This window comes from Desulfitibacter alkalitolerans DSM 16504, from assembly GCF_000620305.1.
GTDB lineage: Bacteria > Bacillota > DSM-16504 > Desulfitibacterales > Desulfitibacteraceae > Desulfitibacter > Desulfitibacter alkalitolerans.
In genome coordinates this window covers 469,549-490,965 of the sequence record NZ_KK211101.1, presented here as the reverse complement: position 1 = coordinate 490,965, position 21,417 = coordinate 469,549, and the positions used below count along the sequence as shown (strand labels likewise).

The 21,417-nt window shown below is 38.2% G+C and carries 14 protein-coding genes and 1 rRNA gene; 2 read left to right on the top strand and 13 right to left on the bottom strand.

Features of this window, described 5'->3' with window-relative positions; genetic code table 11:
- Positions 1 to 35: 35 nt before the first annotated feature.
- Positions 36 to 1,836: ribosomal RNA gene (locus K364_RS0114265) — 16S ribosomal RNA — on the bottom strand.
- Between the two features lie 690 nt (positions 1,837 to 2,526).
- On the opposite strand from K364_RS0114265, the gene K364_RS0114260 reads away from it, so the two are divergent.
- Positions 2,527 to 4,131: a putative polysaccharide biosynthesis protein gene (locus K364_RS0114260; RefSeq protein ID WP_028308578.1), complete on the top strand. Its 1,605-nt coding sequence runs from the start codon at positions 2,527 to 2,529 to the stop codon at positions 4,129 to 4,131.
- A gap of 14 nt (positions 4,132 to 4,145) precedes the next feature.
- On the opposite strand, the gene K364_RS24235 is transcribed toward K364_RS0114260, so the two are convergent.
- The 6 genes from K364_RS24235 to tyrS all read right to left on the bottom strand — a co-directional run bounded on the left by K364_RS24235 (position 4,146) and on the right by tyrS (position 10,034).
- Positions 4,146 to 4,883 carry a coenzyme F420-0:L-glutamate ligase gene (locus K364_RS24235; protein WP_051534082.1) on the bottom strand — a complete coding sequence of 246 codons (738 nt, stop codon included), beginning with the start codon at positions 4,881 to 4,883 and terminating at the stop codon, positions 4,146 to 4,148.
- A 170-nt stretch (positions 4,884 to 5,053) separates the two neighbouring features.
- A complete protein-coding gene (locus K364_RS0114250; RefSeq protein WP_028308577.1) occupies positions 5,054 to 5,857 on the bottom strand; it encodes an aminotransferase class IV in 804 nt (267 codons plus the stop codon).
- A 22-nt stretch (positions 5,858 to 5,879) separates the two neighbouring features.
- Positions 5,880 to 7,304: an aminodeoxychorismate synthase component I gene (pabB, locus tag K364_RS0114245; RefSeq protein ID WP_028308576.1), complete on the bottom strand. Its 1,425-nt coding sequence runs from the start codon at positions 7,302 to 7,304 to the stop codon at positions 5,880 to 5,882.
- A gap of 27 nt (positions 7,305 to 7,331) precedes the next feature.
- A complete protein-coding gene (pabA, locus tag K364_RS0114240; RefSeq protein WP_028308575.1) occupies positions 7,332 to 7,916 on the bottom strand; it encodes an aminodeoxychorismate/anthranilate synthase component II in 585 nt (194 codons plus the stop codon).
- A gap of 120 nt (positions 7,917 to 8,036) precedes the next feature.
- Positions 8,037 to 8,708: a sporulation protein YunB gene (gene yunB / locus K364_RS0114235; protein WP_028308574.1), complete on the bottom strand. Its 672-nt coding sequence runs from the start codon at positions 8,706 to 8,708 to the stop codon at positions 8,037 to 8,039.
- A gap of 99 nt (positions 8,709 to 8,807) precedes the next feature.
- A complete protein-coding gene (gene tyrS / locus K364_RS0114230) occupies positions 8,808 to 10,034 on the bottom strand; it encodes a tyrosine--tRNA ligase (protein WP_028308573.1) in 1,227 nt (408 codons plus the stop codon).
- Positions 10,035 to 10,260: 226 nt separating this feature from the next.
- Here tyrS and K364_RS24230 point away from each other — a divergent pair, with 226 nt between their 5' ends.
- Positions 10,261 to 13,002, top strand: coding sequence for a transglycosylase domain-containing protein (locus K364_RS24230; protein WP_051534081.1), 2,742 nt, complete (start codon positions 10,261 to 10,263; stop codon positions 13,000 to 13,002).
- A 106-nt stretch (positions 13,003 to 13,108) separates the two neighbouring features.
- Here K364_RS24230 and K364_RS0114220 read toward each other — a convergent pair whose 3' ends face one another.
- The 6 genes from K364_RS0114220 to K364_RS0114195 all read right to left on the bottom strand — a co-directional run bounded on the left by K364_RS0114220 (position 13,109) and on the right by K364_RS0114195 (position 21,364).
- Positions 13,109 to 15,451, bottom strand: a complete 2,343-nt coding sequence (locus K364_RS0114220; protein ID WP_028308572.1) for an endonuclease MutS2 — start codon at positions 15,449 to 15,451, stop codon at positions 13,109 to 13,111.
- Between the two features lie 5 nt (positions 15,452 to 15,456).
- A complete protein-coding gene (locus tag K364_RS0114215) occupies positions 15,457 to 17,964 on the bottom strand; it encodes a U32 family peptidase (protein WP_028308571.1) in 2,508 nt (835 codons plus the stop codon).
- 77 nt (positions 17,965 to 18,041) lie between these two features.
- Complete coding sequence (locus K364_RS0114210) at positions 18,042 to 18,995, bottom strand: Nif3-like dinuclear metal center hexameric protein (RefSeq protein WP_028308570.1); 954 nt, start codon at positions 18,993 to 18,995, stop codon at positions 18,042 to 18,044.
- Positions 18,996 to 19,034: 39 nt separating this feature from the next.
- Positions 19,035 to 19,619 carry a DNA-3-methyladenine glycosylase gene (locus tag K364_RS0114205; RefSeq protein WP_028308569.1) on the bottom strand — a complete coding sequence of 195 codons (585 nt, stop codon included), beginning with the start codon at positions 19,617 to 19,619 and terminating at the stop codon, positions 19,035 to 19,037.
- The gene (gene polX / locus K364_RS24225; protein ID WP_051534079.1) at positions 19,598 to 21,034 is read right to left on the bottom strand and encodes a DNA polymerase/3'-5' exonuclease PolX; all 1,437 of its coding nucleotides are present in this window, start codon (positions 21,032 to 21,034) and stop codon (positions 19,598 to 19,600) included. Before polX ends, K364_RS0114205 begins: the two co-directional genes overlap by 22 nt.
- Before the next feature lie 63 nt (positions 21,035 to 21,097).
- Positions 21,098 to 21,364, bottom strand: coding sequence for a cell division protein ZapA (locus K364_RS0114195; RefSeq protein ID WP_028308568.1), 267 nt, complete (start codon positions 21,362 to 21,364; stop codon positions 21,098 to 21,100).
- Positions 21,365 to 21,417: the final 53 nt, after the last annotated feature.

The window sequence follows — 21,417 nt, the reverse complement described above, 5'->3', positions numbered from 1 at the left end:
CGTTAAACCGACCTAGAAGTATCTTTACTCCTTAGAAAGGAGGTGATCCAGCCGCACCTTCCGATACGGCTACCTTGTTACGACTTCACCCCAATCACTAGCCCCACCTTAGACGGCTGCCCCTCATTCGGAAGTCGGAAATCGGATGTCGGTTGTCTGTTCAGTTGTCAAGTATCCATTGTCTGCTGTCAGTTCTTGTTGCAATCGGCTTAGCCAATTGCTTCTATTTCTGACCTCGGACTTCTGTCCTCTGACTTCTGTTTAGACTTCTGACTTCTGACCTCTGACCTCCGAACGAGTTAGCTCACCGGCTTCGGGTGTTGCCAGCTTTCGTGGTGTGACGGGCGGTGTGTACAAGGCCCGGGAACGTATTCACCGCAGTATGCTGACCTGCGATTACTAGCGATTCCGACTTCATGTAGGCGAGTTTCAGCCTACAATCCGAACTGTGATCGGCTTTTTGGGATTTGCTCCACCTCACGGTCTCGCTGCCCTCTGTACCGACCATTGTAGCACGTGTGTAGCCCAGGACATAAGGGGCATGATGATTTGACGTCATCCCCACCTTCCTCCGGTTTGTCACCGGCAGTCTACTTAGAGTGCCCATCTTATTGCTGGCAACTAAGTACAGGGGTTGCGCTCGTTGCGGGACTTAACCCAACATCTCACGACACGAGCTGACGACAACCATGCACCACCTGTCTCTCTGTTTCCGAAGAAAACTCCATATCTCTATGGACGTCAGAGGATGTCAAGCCCTGGTAAGGTTCTTCGCGTTGCGTCGAATTAAACCACATGCTCCACCGCTTGTGCGGGCCCCCGTCAATTCCTTTGAGTTTCAGCCTTGCGGCCGTACTCCCCAGGCGGGGTACTTAATGCGTTTGCTGCGGCACTGAAGGGGTCGATACCTCCAACACCTAGTACCCATCGTTTACGGCGTGGACTACCAGGGTATCTAATCCTGTTTGCTCCCCACGCTTTCGCGCCTCAGTGTCAGGGTCAATCCAGAAAGTCGCCTTCGCCACTGGTGTTCCTCCTAATATCTACGCATTTCACCGCTACACTAGGAATTCCACTTTCCTCTCTTGCCCTCAAGTCATACAGTTTCAAATGCATGCCCGAAGTTAAGCCCCGGGGTTTCACACCTGACTTGTTTGACCACCTACACGCCCTTTACGCCCAGTAATTCCGGACAACGCTTGCCACCTACGTATTACCGCGGCTGCTGGCACGTAGTTAGCCGTGGCTTCCTCCTTGGGTACCGTCACCTTATTCCCTATTCAAAAATAAGACTTCTTCCCCATTGACAGAGCTTTACGACCCGAAGGCCTTCTTCACTCACGCGGCGTTGCTGCGTCAGGGTTTCCCCCATTGCGCAATATTCCCCACTGCTGCCTCCCGTAGGAGTCTGGGCCGTGTCTCAGTCCCAGTGTGGCCGTCCACCCTCTCAGGCCGGCTACCCATCGTCGCCTTGGTGAGCCTCTACCTCACCAACTAGCTAATGGGACGCGGGTCCATCCTTTATCGGAAGCTTATTCCAGAGGCCTCCTTTTCTTACTGTATGATGCCATACTGTAAGCTTATCCGGTATTAGCTCCAGTTTCCCGGAGTTATCCCAGCTTAAAGGGTAGGTTACCCACGCGTTACTCACCCGTCCGCCACTGATTGGAAGTCAGTCATCGGAAGTCCGATGTCCGCTCTTGTCTGCAATTGGCTTGCCAATTGCTTCTATTGCAGACTTCTGACCTCTGACGACTGACCTCCGCTCCGTTCGACTTGCATGTGTTAAGCACGCCGCCAGCGTTCGTCCTGAGCCAGGATCAAACTCTCCAGTTATATTTTTTCTAGCTTAAGTCTTAACCTAAGCTAGTTTTTAACTTTCGTTTGACCTGCTCGTTTTTTTGGACTTGTTGTCCTGTTAATTCTTTACTGTTTGTGCCTTACTACATTATCTTCATAATTTAGTTTGGCTTTAATATTAACGGGTTTAATTCTATCACTGTTCAATTCTCAAAGATCATTTTTTTCTTGCTTTTGTCTTTTGTTTCTTCTTGCTTTTGTCCTGCTTCTTTGTGGCAGGAACTTTAGTTTAGCACATCTGCTTTAGTTTTGCAACTGGTATCTTATGGTATGTTTTCTGCTTTATTTATTGCTGCTTCTAGTTTACTGCTTATTTGTCCCATTGATACCGTTTTTTGTGCATTTGCTGTTTCAAACGACAGTTGTTATATTAACATTTATTTATTTCATTGTCAACAGTTTTTAAAAGTTTTAACACGGTTTATAAATTGCAAGTTTTAACATGTTTTCTGCAAAATTATCCGAGTATATTATTTGCCTTGTTTATTATATGTAGAAATATGGTCTAATAACTAGTATTATGATATGATACTTTGTAAGTATTATTCCATTTCTTTGAATCTTTTTGTCGTTATAGTTTAATGGTTCTTGGTAAGTGGTAACCTACATATAGAACCATAACATGCTATGTTAGATGTTTTATATTTATTGAAAAGAAGGTTTAGTATGAGCAGTAGGAGTTTCCTTCAAGGGGCATTTATCTTATCAATAGCCGGAATAATTGTAAAAGTAATGGGGGCTTTATATAGAATTCCACTAGCCAGATTAATAGGTGGCGAAGGGATTGGACTATATCAGATGGCTTATCCCATATATACAATGCTATTAGCACTTTCTACTGCAGGGATTCCTGTTGCTATTTCTATTCTGGTATCTGAAAAGCAATCTAGAAATGATGATAAGGGAGCTAAAAGAGTCTTTTTAGTTTCACTTTCGATTCTAGCAGTCATTGGTCTAGTATTTACATTACTATTAATTCTTAGCTCAAAATGGCTAGCTGCTCATGTTTTATTTGACACTAGAGCCTTTTATGCACTTATAGCCGTAGCTCCAGCTATTTTTGTTACTGCTATATCCTCAGCGTTTAGAGGCTATTTTCAGGGCAACCAAACAATGGTGCCTACTGCCCTTTCTCAGGTAGTAGAACAATTTATTAGGGTAGCTACAGTTTTGGCCCTTGCCTATATCTTTCTTCCAAGAGGTATAGAATTTGCTGCAGCCGGGGCGGCCTTCGGAGCAGTTACAGGAAGTCTAGCAGCCCTATTCGTACTTGTAGCTGCTTATATTTCATTTAGAAATAAACGACAAAAAAATAATCCCGTTTCCCTGGCTGCCATTTATGATGTTGAGCCAATTATATCACTGACAAAAAGAATAGTTGCCTTGGCACTTCCAATATCAATTGGTGGGCTTGTTGTTCCTATTATGCAGGTGGTAGATGCCACAATTATACCAACCAGACTGCAGGATGCTGGGCATTCAATAGCAAGGGCTACTGAGCTTTTTGGTCAATTCTCTGGAATGGCTAATGTTTTAATTAACTTGCCACCAATAATTACCATTTCCATTGCGGTAAGCCTGGTACCGGCCATTTCTGAAGCAATGGCAAAAAATCAAATAGAAGAAGCCAGGTATAGAATTAACCTGGCAATGTGGATGACCTTCTTAATTGGTCTTCCTGCTTCTGCTGGTTTATTTATCTTAGCTGCACCTATAGCAGAAATGTTATTTAAAATACCTGAGGTAGGCCAAAGCATAGCAGTATTAGCACCCTCAGCCCTTCTTTTAGGTTTATACCAAACTACACGTGGTGCACTTCAGGGATTGGGTAAAACCTATCTCCCTGTAATTAATCTAACTGTTGGTATTATAATTAAGGGATCTCTTAATTATATTTTAGTGGGCATACCTACGTTAGGAATTATTGGTGCTGGAATTGCTACAGTTACTGGTTTTACAGCTTCGGTTCTACTTAATTATCATCATGTAAAAAAACACACTGGTTTCAAAATGAATTGGAAAAGAAATGTAACCATTCCGTTTATATGTACAATCCTAATGGCAGTTTTAGCATTCTTGGCCTATGATTTAGCAGTTGAACCATTAGGGAATACACTCTCGGTATTAATTGCTATTACAGCAGGAATATTAGTTTATTCTTTTAGTCTTCTATTTTTAGGTGGTGTAAAGGTTAGAGACTTAAACGCCATTCCTAGAATTGGACCAAGAATAGCCAAATTCCTTACACGATTAAAAATATTTAATGTATAGTTCATTATTTTAAGTTATTCTTCTTTCGTTGCTGATACCTGAGATAAAGCAAAACTCTCTTCAGCTCCAAGCAACCTAATAATTCCCATTGGTGTCTGCTGAGAGCCTTGTCCAAGGGGGTTGTCCTTTAAAATACCAGCAATTTCACCCTTGGTAAGGGGGGAATTATTTGATAGAGCTATTACTTCACTACCAATATCATTAACATCTACAATTGCACAAACAGCATTAATCTGCTTTGCTATATTATTTACTATTTCATATGGGTCTTCAGGACCCAAAACTACATATTGATTGTATGGAGGAAGGGTATAGGGTGTGGGACCATCTATCATGGCCACCTTTCTTCCCGCAATACGATAAAAATCTCCACTCCGTCCAAATAACTTGCCAATGGCACTAACCACAGCAGCCAAGAGTATTCTTAACGTGCCTACCTCACGAAATGCCATCTCCATAGTTTCTGGCATGCCAAGCCCAATACCATAGCTAACCTTTTTCACATATTTGGAAAGAAAAGTTGCTAAAAACCTTGGTTTAATATCCACTAACTTAATTGCTCTACCCTGGGTAATAGCTGTGGCCTTTTCACTTACAAAGACTATGTCCCCTTCTTGTAAAATGGGAACAGTGTATTTCTGAACAGCTTCTACTATACTGTCCTCTTTTGAAAGTACATGTGTCTTAATAGGAATTCTTAGATAGAACTTTTCATTTGCTTTAATTAAAGGGTTTTTAACTTTTTCAGTCATTATTGTTAATTCTCCTCATTGATTAGATGTAATAAGACAAATTTAAATACATTGCAGCATAATTGTAGCATATATAATCTACTTTTGCTTTTACTAATTATGTAATCAGGGATTAAAATAATGGCAAAAAAAACACAATCCCAAAAGTTGATCAGGATTGCTTGCATTTTTCAAAACACATTTTCTTTATATATTTTCATTATCTTTTTAGTAAGTTTGGCTGGAACTGTAAAGGAAGAATTATCTACAGTTTTCACAGGCATAATTCCCATTAGTGAGTTAGTTAAAAAAACCTCCTGAGAGCTTGTCAAAAACTCGGGTGTAAAATCCATCTCTTCTATTTTGAAATGGGCATTTTGAAGCAGCTTACATACTAAACCCCTTACAACCCCGGGAAGTATCCCAGCACCAACAGGTGGTGTATATATAGTTTCATCTTTTACACAAAAAACATTGCTAACACAACATTCTGCCACATTTCCCTTTTCATTTAACAAAACAGCATCAAAAAAACCTGCAGCAACTTGCTGCCTTTTAATTAATAATTTTTCCATATAAGAAGTAGTTTTATGATTTATTAACCTGGTTTTGCTATAAACCCTTTTTTCTTTAATTATGGTAAGTGAAACCCCTTCATTGTTTAACCTATCATCATATGGCTTTCCTTTCTTACACGTCATGAACATGCTGCCGCTTCCTGAAATGGTTATTCTAATACTACCGTGTTCAATGCTATTTGATTGTATAAGGTTATGTGCACCCTGCAGCAAGTTATCTTGATCAAAGGTAACTCCAATATTAAATTCTCCTGCAGATTTCATCATTCTGACAATATGGTCTTCCCAGAGAATTGGTCTACCATTATAGACAAGCAGGGTTTCAAAAAGGCCATAACCATAAAGCAATGCTTCATCAGCTAAAGAAATTAATGGTTTCTCAGAATTCTCTATTGTCCCATTGAACCATACCTTCACTTCAATCAACTTCCTTGTCTTATCATGTTTGTAAAGCCATTATTAGAGCTTTTGCCTTATCTAGGGTTTCCTGATATTCCTTTTCAGGCTCAGAATCTGCCACAATCCCTCCCCCGACTTGGAAATAGGTTTTGTCATCTTTAATGATAATAGTTCTTATAACAATATTTAAATCTATATTGCCCGATAGATTTAAATATCCAATAGACCCAGTATATATCCCCCTTTTGACAGGTTCAAGCTCCTCAATAATCTCCATGGCACGAATTTTTGGAGCTCCTGTTATAGACCCGCCAGGAAATGTAGCCTTAATAACCTCTTTAAAGCCGTAGTTTGGTTTAAGTTTACCTACTATTGTTGAGACAAGATGAAAAACAGTAGCATATGTCTCTAATCTAAACAATTCCTCCACCTTTACTGTTCCAAATTCACAAACTCTTCCTAAATCATTTCTTTCCAAATCAACAATCATAACAAGCTCAGCTCTGTCCTTTTCACTATTTAAGAGCTCGTTTTTCATTTTTTCATTAAACTCATTATCGTCCATTCTTGGTCTAGTACCTTTAATTGGTCGAGTTTCAATAAAATCTCTATACACTTTGATAAATCTTTCTGGGGATGCACTAACTATAACACCTTCTCCTAAATCCAAATAGGCAGCAAAGGGTGCTGGGTTAATTCTACGTAACCTACAGTAAAGCTCCCAGGGAGGCACCAGGCTCTTAGTCTCAAATCTCTGGGTCATATTAACCTGATATATATCCCCTGCAGAAATATAATCTTTTGCTTTCTGAACAGCTTTACAATATTCTTCCTTTGTAAAGTGGGATTTTAGCTCTGGTACTTGCTTTTCCTGAGTACTGCTGCCCCTAATAATTTCTTTTGGATTTTTTATAAAAGCATAAAGCTGTGCACTAATCTCTTTCAACCTGTCTTTTGCCCTTTTTTCAGCTTCTCTTCCCTTAATAGGCAGTCCTGTTGAGAACAAGTAGCACTTTTCTTCTAAATGGTCATAAGCAAGCACACAGTCATAAAATGAAAAATAGCTTTCAGGCAAATCAATGTCATTCTCAGCTTTGTTAGGAAGAACCTCCATATGCCATCCTAAATCATATGCTAAATAACCAACTGCCCCATTTTGAAAAGGGGGATATGAGGAATCTACTGTCGAGCATTTACTATCACTTAAAATATCATTCAAAATATCAATGGGATTTCCGTGTCTGATGGTAACTTTATCCTTTTCAATAATGTTTATCTGGTTTTTCCTGGATTTAAAAATCATATAGGGATCTTTGCCCATAAAAGAATATCTGCCAATTTCCGGATGATAAAATCCACTATCCAAGAAAAAAGGATATTCTCCTTCTAGAAAGAATGGGAATATTTTTTCAGGCTCCCATTGTACATCTACCTTCTGTACGAAAACCTTATTCTCATGTTCCATGTTAACCTCCGATGACTAAATTTGATGTTATTTATGGACTGGCAGGCATCTTAATTTAAGAAAGTTTTGTAAAAGCTCATAGCCCTGTTCGGTAAGGATTGCCTCAGGATGAAACTGTACTCCTTCTGCTAATAATTCCTTATGACGAAATGCCATAATTTCTCCCTCAGATGTTTCTGCACTGATTTCAAGACAGTCTGGAAGAGTATCTTTCTTTACAATTAGTGAGTGATAACGTGTTACTGTTAAAGGATTTTTTAATCCTTTAAATATAGTTTTCCCATCATGATAAATATCAGAGGTTTTTCCATGCATTAATCTATCCGCCCTAACTACTTGTCCACCACAAACCTGTCCAATTGTTTGGTGTCCCAGGCATACTCCTAAAATGGGAATTCTATTGGCAAAATGTTTAACAACTTCAAGACTTATCCCTGCTTCATTTGGAGTACATGGGCCTGGAGAAATAATTATATGATCCGGGTTAAGTTCTTCTATTTCTGGAATTGTAACCTTATCATTGCGAACTACCTTTATTTCTTCACCCAGGTGTCCCAGATATTGATAAAGATTAAATACAAAGGAATCATAGTTATCTATTAGTAAAATCATTATTTTCCGCTCCTTCAAGGCAAGTATACGGGTTTATTATAGAAAAACCAGTACTAAAGTACTGGTATGGTTTCACCTGAAATAATACCTGACATATTTATTCATGTCAATGGCTAATGACTATAATTCAGTTAGCTCTGATAGCTTTGCCTGTGCCCCTATATCTAAAAACATATAGGTATCTGGTACTGGACCAACTATGATTGAATCTGCAATTGGTACCCTGGCTTCTACATTTGTTTCTGTTGCTATTAAAGGAAAAGCAATTCTCATATCACTACTTACATTTAGATATATTTTATGACGGGTTTGATTTATTCCGGCCTGTGAAAAATCATCAGAAATTTGTACCCTTACCGTACCAACAGGTAAAAGCTTGAATTTTATCTTGGGACCAAGGTTTGCCAGTAGTTTTATGCCTGTAATCTGTCCAAGGGGAATGTAAAAATTCTCAGTTCTCATTTCCTCTAGATGTTTTTGAACCTTCAAAACTGACTCAGATGCAAGCCTATTTACCACTATTAAATTAGCCTGCATAAAAACGACCCTGTCATCCCTATCCTTATGTGGTATTACCAGGTCTGTATACTTTATATCAGATGCTATTTCTTCAAGGATAGCCTGATGAATGGCTTCTGTAGCAGTCCATTGTGCCTGGGTTTCTGCAAGGGTTTTTAGAGTTGGCTTTAATAGTCCTTCTAAAATAAATACTATTAAAAAGAACAACAAAACAATAACCAACAGTAGTTTTGTCAGGGAGTTAATTCTTATTATTTTTTTTCTTTTATACAAACTATTCACCTCCCCATACCATTAATATATGAGATAATTTAAAAAAGGTGCAAATAAACATAAAAAAAACCAGGCCAAAAACCTGGTAATTTATTAATATTAAAGCTTAATCTTAAGGAATTTTCTTTTACCTGCCTTTATTACCATATTATCCTCAGGCTGCAGCTTATAATCAAGGTCTTCAATTCTTTCATCATTAATTCTCACTGCCCCCTGCTTTATAAGCCTTCTAGCCTCGCTTGTGCTACTTGATAAGTCTCCGTCTACCATTAATTTAGGAAGCCATACCCTCCCATTTTCCATCATGTCCGGTTTAATAACAATCTCTGGAATATCATCTGGTAAATCCTTTTTTTGAAATACAGTTTTAAAGTGCTCTTCTGCCTTTTGAGCTGCATCCTGTCCATGATACATGGTTACAAGGGTTTTTGCTAGTAGCATTTTAGTATCCCTTGGATGGAGTTGCCCATTTTCAAGCTGCAACTTTAATTGATTTAAATCGTCTAAAGTAATATCAGTTACTAATTCAAAATATCTAAGCATTAACTCGTCTGCTATGGACATTGCTTTTCCGTAGATTTCTTCTGGAGCTTCATTAATGCCTATATAATTCCCAAGGCTTTTGCTCATTTTTTGGACACCGTCTAAGCCTTCAAGTATAGGCATGGTTATAGCAATTTGAGGTTCCTGATTGTATTCCTTTTGCAAGGTGCGACCCATTAATAGATTAAATTTCTGGTCAGTTCCACCTAGTTCAATGTCTGCATGTAAATGGACTGAATCATAACCCTGCATTAAAGGATAAAAGAACTCATGAATGCTGATTGGCTGGTTTGAACTATATCTTTTTGAGAAATCGTCTCTTTCAAGCATTCTTGCTACTGTAGTTTTTGCAGCAAGTTCCACTATTTGTGCAAAGTTAAGAGGTGCTAACCAATGGCTGTTAAAAACAACCTGGGTTTTTTCTTTATCTAAAATTTTAAAAATCTGTTCTTTATAAGTCTGGGCATTATTTTTAATTTCTTCTTCTGTCAAGGGTTTCCTTGTTTCTGATTTACCAGTTGGATCACCAATACGGCCAGTAAAATCACCAATTATGATAATAACCTGGTGCCCCAACTCTTGAAATTGTCTCATCTTATGTAATACAACTGTATGTCCCAGGTGAATATCTGGGGCACTGGGGTCAAGACCAAGCTTAACTTTTAGGGGTTGGTTATTTTTCAAAGAGTTTTCGAGCTTAGTGATTAGTTCCGTTTCTGGAATAATTTCTGCTGTACCCCTTTTAATAGTTTCAATGTGTGTTTTTAAATCATTTAATAACAATTGTTATCCCTCCATAACTAAAGCGTGAACTTAAAGCCTGCAAAAAAATATCTTCTCACCAGCTGGTAAGAAGAGCCCTTTACATTATGTTATTATATTTTAGCACAATTGAAGTTTCCTATACAATAAAATATTATGAATTTCTCTTGGTTTTTATTTTATGTTATAATTAACTAGGTCAAGCAAAGGATTATTATTTGTCTTGACAATCAAGGAGGTAAGGAAAATGTCCAACACAAAGAAAAATAATGATAAAAAGAAACGTAAACTAAACAAATGGCGTTTTTCTTTATTTGTTTTATTACTATTAGTTTTCATTATTGGAGGAGCAGGAATTGGTTTTATGGCAGGGGTAATAAAGAACATGCCTGAATTTGATTTGACTTATGACCCTGCTTTGTCTGCGTTCATCTATGATGATCAGGGTGAGGTGATTGCCCAGTTGAGGGGTGCAGAAAATAGAATATGGGCTTCATTCGATGAAATTCCTGTTTCAGTTAAAGAGGCTTTTCTTGCAACAGAAGATATAAGGTTTTATGATCACTTTGGTGTAGATATTAGATCTATTGGCAGGGCAGTTGTTGCTAATATTCAACGTGGTGGCTATGTTCAAGGATCTAGTACTATCACCATGCAGCTAGCAAGTAATGCTTTCATTGGCCATAGAGAAAAAAGAATGGAACGAAAGATTCAAGAAGCACTTCTGGCTATACAGCTGGAAAGAATATATACCAAGGACGAAATTTTCAATTTATATTTAAATCATATAAATTTTGGTGAAGGTGCATGGGGTGTTAGGACTGCGGCTCAGACCTTTTTTGATAAGGAGCTTAACGAATTAACTCTTGCTGAATCGGCATTATTGGCAGGCTTAGTTCAAAGACCATCAGCATATTCACCCTTTAGAAATCCTGACTTGGCCATGAGCAGAAGAAATACTGTTTTGAATTTAATGGCAAGGCATGGTTTCATTTCTACGGAACAGGCTGAAGAGGCCAAGAAGGAAGAATTTGTACTAAATGAAAATAGACGCCAGATGCAGGAAAACTATCCATGGTTTACTGACTATATAATTAAGGAGGCCTCCAGTATTTTAGAGGATATGGGTATGGAGGCTGCCCAAATCTATAGAGGTGGATTAAGCATTTATACCACCATGGATACTAGAGTACAAAAGAAGCTTGAAGAATTGTATAGCAATCCAGATAACTTTCCCCCAGGTGTAGATGAAGTATTAATAGAGAGTGCTGCAATACTCTTAGATCATCGTAGTGGTGAAATCAAAGCACTTGTTGGTGGTAGAGAACTATCAACTCGAAGAGGCTTTAATAGGGCAACGGACATGAAAAGACAGCCAGGTTCAACAATAAAGCCTATTGCTGCATATGGACCTGCTCTCGAGGCTGGTCACTCTCCAGCTACAGTATATGATGATGTGCCAACTGATTTTCCAGGAGGCGGTGGATCAATCTACTCTCCACACAACTTTGATAGACGTTGGAGAGGCTTAATTACAATGAGAGCAGCTATTAAGGACTCGGTAAACATCCCTGCCCTTAAAGCACTACAGCAGGTAGGAGTAAATCAAGGCCATGAATTTTCTAAAAGACTTGGTTTGCCACTTTCTGATAATGACAGGAACCTAAGTTTGGCACTAGGTGGATTAACCCATGGTGTATCACCTCTTGATATGGCTACAGCCTATGGTGCCTTTGCTAATCAGGGAATATTGGTTGAATCCCATGCTATACGCAAGATAGTTGATAAAGATGGGCAAGTTTTATATGAAGCAAATCCAAGTAAAAATGTTGTTATGAGTGAACAGACAGCTTATTTGATGACGGATATGCTGGTTACAGTTATTCAAAGTGGTACAGGAACCAGGGCGAACTTGGGAAGACCAGCTGCTGGCAAAACTGGTACAACTCAGCTGCCAGATCTTCCAGAGTTTAGGAATTTAAGAAACAATTTTAGAGATGCATGGTTCGCCGGCTATACACCTGAATACACAGCAGTGGTGTGGATGGGATATGATGAAACTACAACCAAGCATTATCTCAAGGCAGTATATGGAGGTCATATGCCAGCCGCAATTTGGCGGCAGGCTATGCTGGAAGCTTTAAGGAATGAACCTGTTAAACAATTCCCCAAGCCCCCAAACCTTGTATATACAGCTATTGATGCAAAGTCTGGCTTGCTGCCAAGTGAATTGACACCCAGCCAGTATATAATTAATGAAGTCTTTACAAGAGATAATGTACCAAAAGAAATTTCTAATGCATGGATTGAGGCCCCCATATGTGCTGAAACCGGCAAACAACCATCTCAATACTGTACTGATATAGTATATGGAGTGTATTTGCAAAGACCAACTCCTTATACTCCACCTCCAAGTCGCCCAGGTGTTTATCCTGAGGACTATAATATGACTTATCCGGGTGAAATATGTGATATGCACGATTCTCAAAGCAAAAGGATAGTTTATTTGTGCGAAGATGAAAGACACAGAGGAGTTCCCTTCTTGGCCCTTATACCTCAACCAGGGCAGGATGGTGGTTGTCCTAGTCATGTAATAACTGAAAGAAGGATGTCTCCCAATGATATCCCAAGTAAATACTGTGACCTGCATGAACATCAAATTTTCACACCAGGATCAGGTCCAGAACCGGGTTCTGGAAATGGACCCAACAATGATATAGATTTTGAAAATGGTGAATTACCATTGAAGTTATCTATAGAGTTAATTAATGATGGTACTAACCATGGAATTCTCTTAAGCTGGAATTCCATAGGAACAGATATTACCTATAAGGTTCAACGTTGGGAAAATGGAAACCTTAAAAAACAGCTTGGTTCTACAACTGGAACAACATTCCTGGACGAAGCTATTGAACCAGGCAAGAATTATAAATATCAAATCATTGCCGGCAATCGGTTAAGTAATACTATAAATGTAAATACCAGGTAAAATGCAAAGAAGGAACTGGTCTCGTGTCCAATGAGAGCAAGTTCCTTCTTATGATTCTTCTTTAAAATTGTATCATTATAATTATTTCCGAACAAGCAAATTTTAACTATAATTTTACTACAGTTACACCATGACCACCTTCTCCATGCTGTCCAAATCTAAAATCTTTTACTTGTGGATGACTCTTCAAGTATTCCTGTACCGCCCTGGACAATATACCAGCCCCTTTACCATGGATAATAGAAACCTGGCCCAGTCCTACAATTACTGCATCATCAAGGTACTTTTCTACTGCTTTAATTGCTTCCTCTCCACTATAACCTCTAAGATCTAATTCTGGGGAAATGCCTCTGCTTTTTTCTGTTATCATTGCTGTTATGGGCCTTGAATTTTCCTTCTTTGCCCCACTTTGAGCAACCGTCCTCAGATCCTTAATGTTGACATTAATTTTCATTATTCCTGCTTGAACAAAAACATCTCCGTTATCCCCAACGAGCTCTAGTACTGTTGCTTTTTGATTTAGCTTAGGTATAAAGACTTCTTCTCCAATACGTAATTCTTTTGGTCTTTCCCCAGTATAATAAGGCACTGTTTCTTTTTTAGTTTTGGAAATTTCCTCATCTAAACCTTTCAGTCTATCCTGGTTTTCCTGAATTTGCTTTGTTACATGCAGTTCCTGGATAATTTCCTTTACCTCTAATTTGACCTTTTTCAAGAGGTTGCGGGCTTCATCAGCAGCCTTTTCTAGGATTTGACTCTCACGATTCTTCAACTTTTCATATTTATTTCTTAAATGCTCTTTATATTCCTCAGCTTCCTGTTTTTGCTTAAGAATTTCCTCCCTATCCTGCTCTATTTGTCTCCTGGATTGCTCTAAATCTTGTATCAAATTACCTACTTCAATCTCATCAGAATCCATAAATTCCTTTGCCCTATCAACTATTGAAATATCAAGACCAAGCCTTTTTGATATTTCAAAAGCATTGCTTTTGCCGGGTAGACCCATTAATAGTTTGTATGTTGGTTCTAGGGTTCCTATGTCAAATTCTACACTGGCATTATCTACACCTGGGGTGTTATAGGCAAAGTGTTTTAAAGATCCATAATGAGTTGTTGCAACTGTTAGGATGCCTCTGTTATGAAGATATTCCAAAATTGACCTGGCAAGGGCTGCCCCTTCTATGGGATCTGTTCCTGCACCAAGTTCATCAAGAAGTATCAAACTATTATCTGTAGCATTATTTAAAATATCTATTATATTTGTCAAATGGGATGAAAAAGTACTTAAGGACTGTTCAAGACTCTGTTCATCACCAATGTCAGCATAAACACTGTCCACCAGGGTTATTTCACTCTCTTCATCAGCAGGAATAAAAAGACCACTTTGAGCCATGAGAGTTAACAATCCTATGGTCTTTATAGTCACTGTTTTTCCACCTGTGTTAGGTCCAGTAATAACCACCATAGTGATATTATCCCTTATCCAAAAGTCTATTGGTACAACTTGTTCTTTGTTTATTAGCGGGTGTCTGGCCCTTTTTAAGTTGATATGTTTATTTTGGTTGATAATTGGTTTAGTTGCCTTTAGTCTATATGCTAGACCAGCTTTTGCAAAAAATACATCTAAATTAGTTAGTGCTTCAACTAGTTCATGCAAGGACAGTTCTTCCCCTGCCACCTTTTGACTAAGTTCACTTAATATCCTTTCTTCCTCAGCCTTTTTTTGGAGTATAAGCTGTTTAAGCTTGTTGTTAAGTTCAACTACAATCATTGGCTCAATAAATACGGTAGCTCCACTAGCTGACTGGTCATGGACCATGCCTGGGACCTGTGACACGTATTCCTGTTTTACTGGTACAACATATCTGCCATTTCTTATTGTAACTATCTGCTCTTGCAGCTTTTTCTGCATTGCAGTTGAATGTATAATCCCCTGAAGTTTGCTTTTTGTTTTATCTTTAATATCTGCTATTCCTCTGTTAATATCTTTCAACCTAGGGCTTGCATCATCAGCAATAGTCCCTTCAGATGTAATTGCCCTTTCAATGGTATTTTTTAACCCAGACAAGTTTTCTATCCTATGAACTTGTTTAGCAAGTAATGGATAATTTTTATCCAAGTCTTCAAAAAAGCGTTTAACCTTTACACCACTACCAATTGATGTGGCAATTTCTAAGAGATTTTCTGGTTCTAGGCTTAATCCCAGCAAAGTCCTTTTTATATATGGCTTGATGTTTCTGAAACCACCTATGGAAAATTGGGGATATAGTCTTAAAACCTCACTAGCTTCACTAGTTTCCTGTAAAAGTATATTAATGTCCTCCATTTTATAAGAAGGTTTTAGCTGTTGAATTCTCTCTTTACCCAGGTTAGAGCCAGCCTCATCTGCAAGAAGCTTAATTATTTTATTGTATTCTAGCTTTTCGAGAACCCTCTTTCTGCCTTCCATTATCATTACTCCACTCCCCTAAAATAATGGCCTTTAGTTACTCCTCCTGGATATAACTTCTTGATAGCTTCCATCATATCTCCCCTTTTGTTAGTTAAGGCATCCTCATATAGCTCAAGAATCCTGGCAACTCTGGTTTCATCTTCCCGCTCCATCTCCAGCCTTATTGCACCAATACCTAAATCCTTCATCCTGTGCAGGCTGTCAATAACTGAAAGGACATTTGCATTATACAGATACATTAAGCAATGGGTGTCCATTTCCACCGGGAAAAGATAACCTTTTCTATCCTTAAGCCCTAGCTGGACGTTTTTGCAGGTAGTACCCTTCTGATTAGCCTCTCTACACCCACCACTGACAGCAAAAATAGGGCAATAGCGGGATACCATTAACGGTAAATATCCATGAACCAAGCATTCCGAAACCTCCATAATTTCACGAGGAAAGCTTTCTAGCTGTATAAAGTTCAATTCAGGTGACATACATAGGCTAATAAGCTTATCCCTTAAAAGAAATTTTGCCGATGCCCAATTAAAGACATTGAGTGAATAATCTCCATATATAGCTGTTTCTGGGGCAATTTCTTGCACCAGCTGGATTAATCCCAAGTTTCCCACTAAAATACCCTCTGGTTTTACCTGTGAGATAGCTTGTAGCGACATTATTATATCATTTATCATGTGAGGATGAGCAATTTTTGGTAAGTAGGGTATAACCTTTGCACCCTGGGCTTTTCCCTGTTCAATAGTTCTAATGATCTGTTCTATTGTAAATTGTTTATTTTTAAACGGAAGCAAGGGTATAAAAACATTACTAACTTTATATGATAAAGCAGTCTTACAGGATTTATAATCACCAACTTTAATATTGAGCTTAGGCCTGTTCCTCGTGCTTTTCTTTTGAGCTTCCTTAATTGTTCTTAAAAAGGCTTTTTTCTTTATACAAAAGTCCTGGTAGGTCAAGGCAACAATATTTTTTTGTTTCTGTCCTTCTAGTTTTTCTATAATTAATCTTCTAACTTTATTAAGCTCACTTAAGGGAAGCATCATTTGACCATTCAATTCTACACTAAGATTCCCTAATTCATAATCAGTATCTCCTAATCTACCAAGCTGCTTAATAAGAACCTCTTCATCAAGAGAATGTTTTACTGCCTTCTGACACTCTATTTGTGATTTTACCTGAACACTATTACCCAATTCATCCTGGGCATAAATCTCTAACAGCTCTCCAATCTGACCCTTTACTATAAAATTTAATTTTATTTTTGGCTGTTCATGAGCATAGGTGCTTACTGCCTTCTCCATCAGTTCATGGTCATAAGTCTTAAAGATTCTATCACCTTTTCTTATGCCTTTGGGTAAATTGAGGCTAACTACTGAACCCCTAAGTGCTTTTTGAACATTTTGTCCATTGAGCTGTATACTATTTATAGTTTCCCCTTTGCGCCCTCCTACAGATACCCAAACTTGTATTCCATCACCAATAGATAAATCCTCCTCAAGCTTTACAAATCCTTGGCCTTTTTCCAAATCTACAACTCTACCTAGAAAAACTCCCCTATTATTAGGTTTGGTATAGCCCATTAAATCTGCCCCTGGGTTATTAATTAGGTATGCATGTGTAAAATCCCTGTTAAAAATCTGTTCCAGGGCGGTAAGCTCTTCCTGGGTAACACCATAATTGCTTGGATTACATAGATATCTATCGAGAGCTTGTCTATATACCCTTATAACAGTCGCCACATATTCCGGCCTTTTCATTCTGCCTTCAAATTTAAATGATACAGCTCCGGCCTCAACCAATTCTGGCAGAATTTTTATGGTATTGAGATCCCGGGTGCTTAATAGGTAGTCTCCGGAAGTTGGAAATTCCTTGACAATTTTGTCGTTTTTAGTTTCTACCAGCTTGTATGGCAGTCTGCAGGGCTGGGCACATTTGCCCCTATTGCCACTACGTCCACCAATCATGCTGCTAAAAAGGCATTGTCCAGAATAGCTTATACATAATGCCCCATGAACAAAAATTTCTAATTCTATATCACTTTTCTTATGAATTTCCCTAATATCACTAATAGATAATTCTCTCGCAAGGACTACCCTCTCAACTCCTCGCGTGTGTAAATAATTAGCCCCAAATTGATTATGAATTGTCATCTGTGTGCTTGCATGGACAGGTAAACCCGGCAGGATTTCTTTAATAATAAGCAACAGTCCTAAATCCTGGACAATTACTGCATCCACCCCAATTGAATATAAAAAGTATAAATAATCCATTACTTCTTCTAACTCATTATTAAATACAAGGGTATTGACAGTGACGTAAACCTTGACCCCCTTTGCATGACAATAGGTAACTGCTTTTTTAAGGTCTTCATTTGAAAAGTTTGAAGCATACTGCCGGGCATTAAAAAGATGCCCTCCCAGATAAACAGCATCAGCCCCATTTTCAACCCCTGCCACAAGGGCTTCAGCCCCACCTGCAGGTGCTAGAATCTCTACATTCCTTACCATTTAAAATCACCTTCACATTTGTCAACTTTGTTTAATATTGTGCATGGAAACAGCGGCTACTATGCCGCTGATGTTTATTAATTTCTACTTACTCTTATCAATCCCGAGCAAGTAAAAATCTCTATTCCCCTTGCTTCAAGTCCATCAAGAAGAAGATTCATTCCCAGGGAATCGCTTGCCATATGACCTGCTACAATTACATTTATGTTGTTTTCTTCAGCTAGCTTGCGATGCTTTTCCCCCATGTGCATGACTATTAATGTACTTATTCCAGCTTGACTTAGCTTTGCATATGCTTCCTCTGACCCACTTGTACCTCCTGTCATGTCTACAACTATTTTTCCTGTTCTACTTTTTTCAGTTCCAAGCAATATTTTAGGTCCTGCATTTGTTTCCAGGGCCTGTGAAAACTCAGGAATTACCTTAATTGCTTCAACTACATCCTTAAGAGTTTCTGGTTTTTTTTCATCTATGTACTTTTGAAGAAAGGTTGTTACCAGGTTGTCTGTTGGAGTATGGGTACTCATAAATGCGAAACCTAAAAGTTTTGCAGCATCCACGGCTCTGTTATGGTTAATCGGCCATAGCCCCTGATCAACTTCTTTAATTCTTTTTGTCATAATGCCCTCTGCTACAGAAATTGGAAGACCCCATTTGCATAACAAATCTTCTTGAAGCTTCATAACCTCTGATAGTCTAGCCAGGGCCTTGCCTTCAGGATGGTGTGATAAAATGAGATCAATAACCTGTCCCTTTTCTCTTAATCTATCAGCCAGTAAAATTTCTCCTACCTCCATATCGATACCTGCAAGGATTCCCTTGATCTCCTGGTCATCCTCGCCTACAAGGATTCGGGTATCGGCATATGGATTTTCGAGCTTATCCTGATCAAACTCTTTCTTCCTTTCCTCTTTAAGGTCTTGAAATTCTTCTTTTGCTAGTCTCATTGTTCTTTCTACCATTTCACTATCTCTAGGATCATTTTCAATGCCTAATTGAACTGCTAAGTGATAAATATCAATTAGTTTCAAATTAATCACTCCTTATAAAATTAAATATGAATAAATACTCTACTTTTTTGATATAAATTGATTATTTCTTATGTAAAAGCGCAAAGGTAAATCTGCAGCCTGGGATATGCCTATTCGTGTTGTTGCTACTATATGATTCTTTAATTCATTTGTTCTCATATATATAGTTATTTTATCGCCTATCCTAGTTCCGTTTAATTCCATGTCAATTCCAAGGGCTTGTGCCAGCTTACCGGGTCCACTACAAAGCTCTTTAAGCTCCATTCTATTCCGGTTATGTTGCATGATTTCTATTCCGGTAACTGGTTCTAATGCCCTTATCAAAACAGCCTCAGGCTTATCTTTAAGGTCAGTAGTGAAATTTAGACAATAGTATAATCCATAAATCAAATATACGTAGACCAGTCCTGGTCCAAGAAACATTACTTCGTTTCTTTTTGTTCTGCCTCTACATGAATGACATGCAGGATCATTATGTCCCAAATAGGCCTCAGTTTCAACTATATATCCTCCAACTAAACCTTTGGAAGAATTATAGATTAACAGACATCCTAGTAAATCCTTTGCCACAGTCTTAGTGTCATTAGTAAAAAAATTTCTAGTTATTTCTTTTTCTTGAGCCATTTTTCAAGATCCTCTTTTGACCATGTATTTATAACTGATTGTTTGGTGAGCAAACCCCTCTTTGCAGTTTTAATGCCCAGTTCAATGTCAGCCAAAGATTTGATGTTGTGAGCATCAGTATTAATTGCAATAGGGATATTAAACATTTGTGCAAGTCTTACATTTTCAGAGTTTAAATCCAGCCTATCAGGGGATGAATTAATCTCCATTGCAGTCCCCGTTTTTTCTGCCAGTATAAATATTCTTTCCAGATCAATAAGGGAACAACTTCTTCTTCCAAGTATCCTACCTGTTGGATGGGCAAGAATATCAACATGGGGGTTTTTTATAGCGTTTTCAACCCTTGCAGTTATATTTTCCTCATCTTGTCTTAAATTATTATGCACAGAAGCTATAATAAGATCTGTCTGTTCCATTATCTCATCAGGATAATCCAAATCTCCAGCTTTTAAGATATCAACCTCGATTCCTGTAAAAACCTTAAAGTCACTTAAAGCTTCGTTTAGCTTATAAATAATATTATGCTGTTCATGTATTTCATCTATTGAAAGGCCACCTGCTACCGTTAAAGATCGGGAATGGTCAGTAACAGCAATAAATTCATATCCCCTTTCTTGGGCGGCTTCTATAAGTTCCTCTATTGTGTTGACCCCATCACTCCAATTACTATGAATGTGAAGGTCACCCTTAATGTCTTTAAGATCTACTAAATCAGGTATGTCATTCTCTTTGGCCCATTGAATGACTTGAGGGGTTTCCCTGATTTCCGGAGGGACAAACTGCATATTTGCTCTAAAATATATCTCTTCCTCTGAGGTAATATTTGACAAGTCAAGCCCCAACGTTTCTATTTCCTTGGCAAACTCGTTCATATACTCCTTATTTCCGCTAAAATAGTGAAGGCATGCAAAGAAACTACCTTGGCAAAAATGTATATAAATAGGCAGGTTAATTTTTGTTAAAAGCTTTAACTTTTTACTGTCATCTAGCGTCTTGCAGACTAAAGGGTGGTTTGATAGAACCCTTTTGATCAAGTTTCTTTCTACAGCTTCTACAACAAATTCAATTTTCTCAACCATTTCCTGGCCTCTTCTTACTTCACCTGCCACAGCTGCATTTTTTACGGTATTGAGGCTTTTTAAAATATGTAAAAGGTCTCTTCCAATATATGTGGCTACCCCAAGGGGAAAGGAATTTGGAGGATTGTGAAGCAAACCAATTCCACGTAATATCGCCAGCTCTGTTTTGCTTCCCATTCCAGGCAGCTTCCGAATTCTCTTTTCTTTAGCAGCCTCTTCTAAATCTTCCAGGTTCTTAATCTCTAGTTTTTTATATATTTCCTTTATTGTTTTTGTTTCTATGCCTGGTAAGTCTAATAACTGCAATATATCTTCAGGAATGCTATGACTTGTCATTTAATTATCACCATAATATAAATTTTTAGAATAACCCAGTGTTTAAGTTACCGGGTTATTCCGTCATTTTTTCTTTTCATCCTCAATTATTTCTAGAAGCCATCTATAATCCTCTCTAGTTTTAGTCAATTCGTCAGCAAGATTGAGGGCCGATAACACAGCGATCTTTACTTGTGGCATATGCGGATTACTTTGATGAATTTTCTTCATCAATCTATCTACCTCTTCGGCAACTTTAACAATATAATCTGAAGACTTATCTCCTATTACTGTGTATTCTTGCCCAAATATAGAAACTCTAACTCGGTTTTTTTCCCCATTTTCCGTCATTATGCCACCTCTTTTTACAAATTTCTACTATACTTAGCCTAATATTACCATTT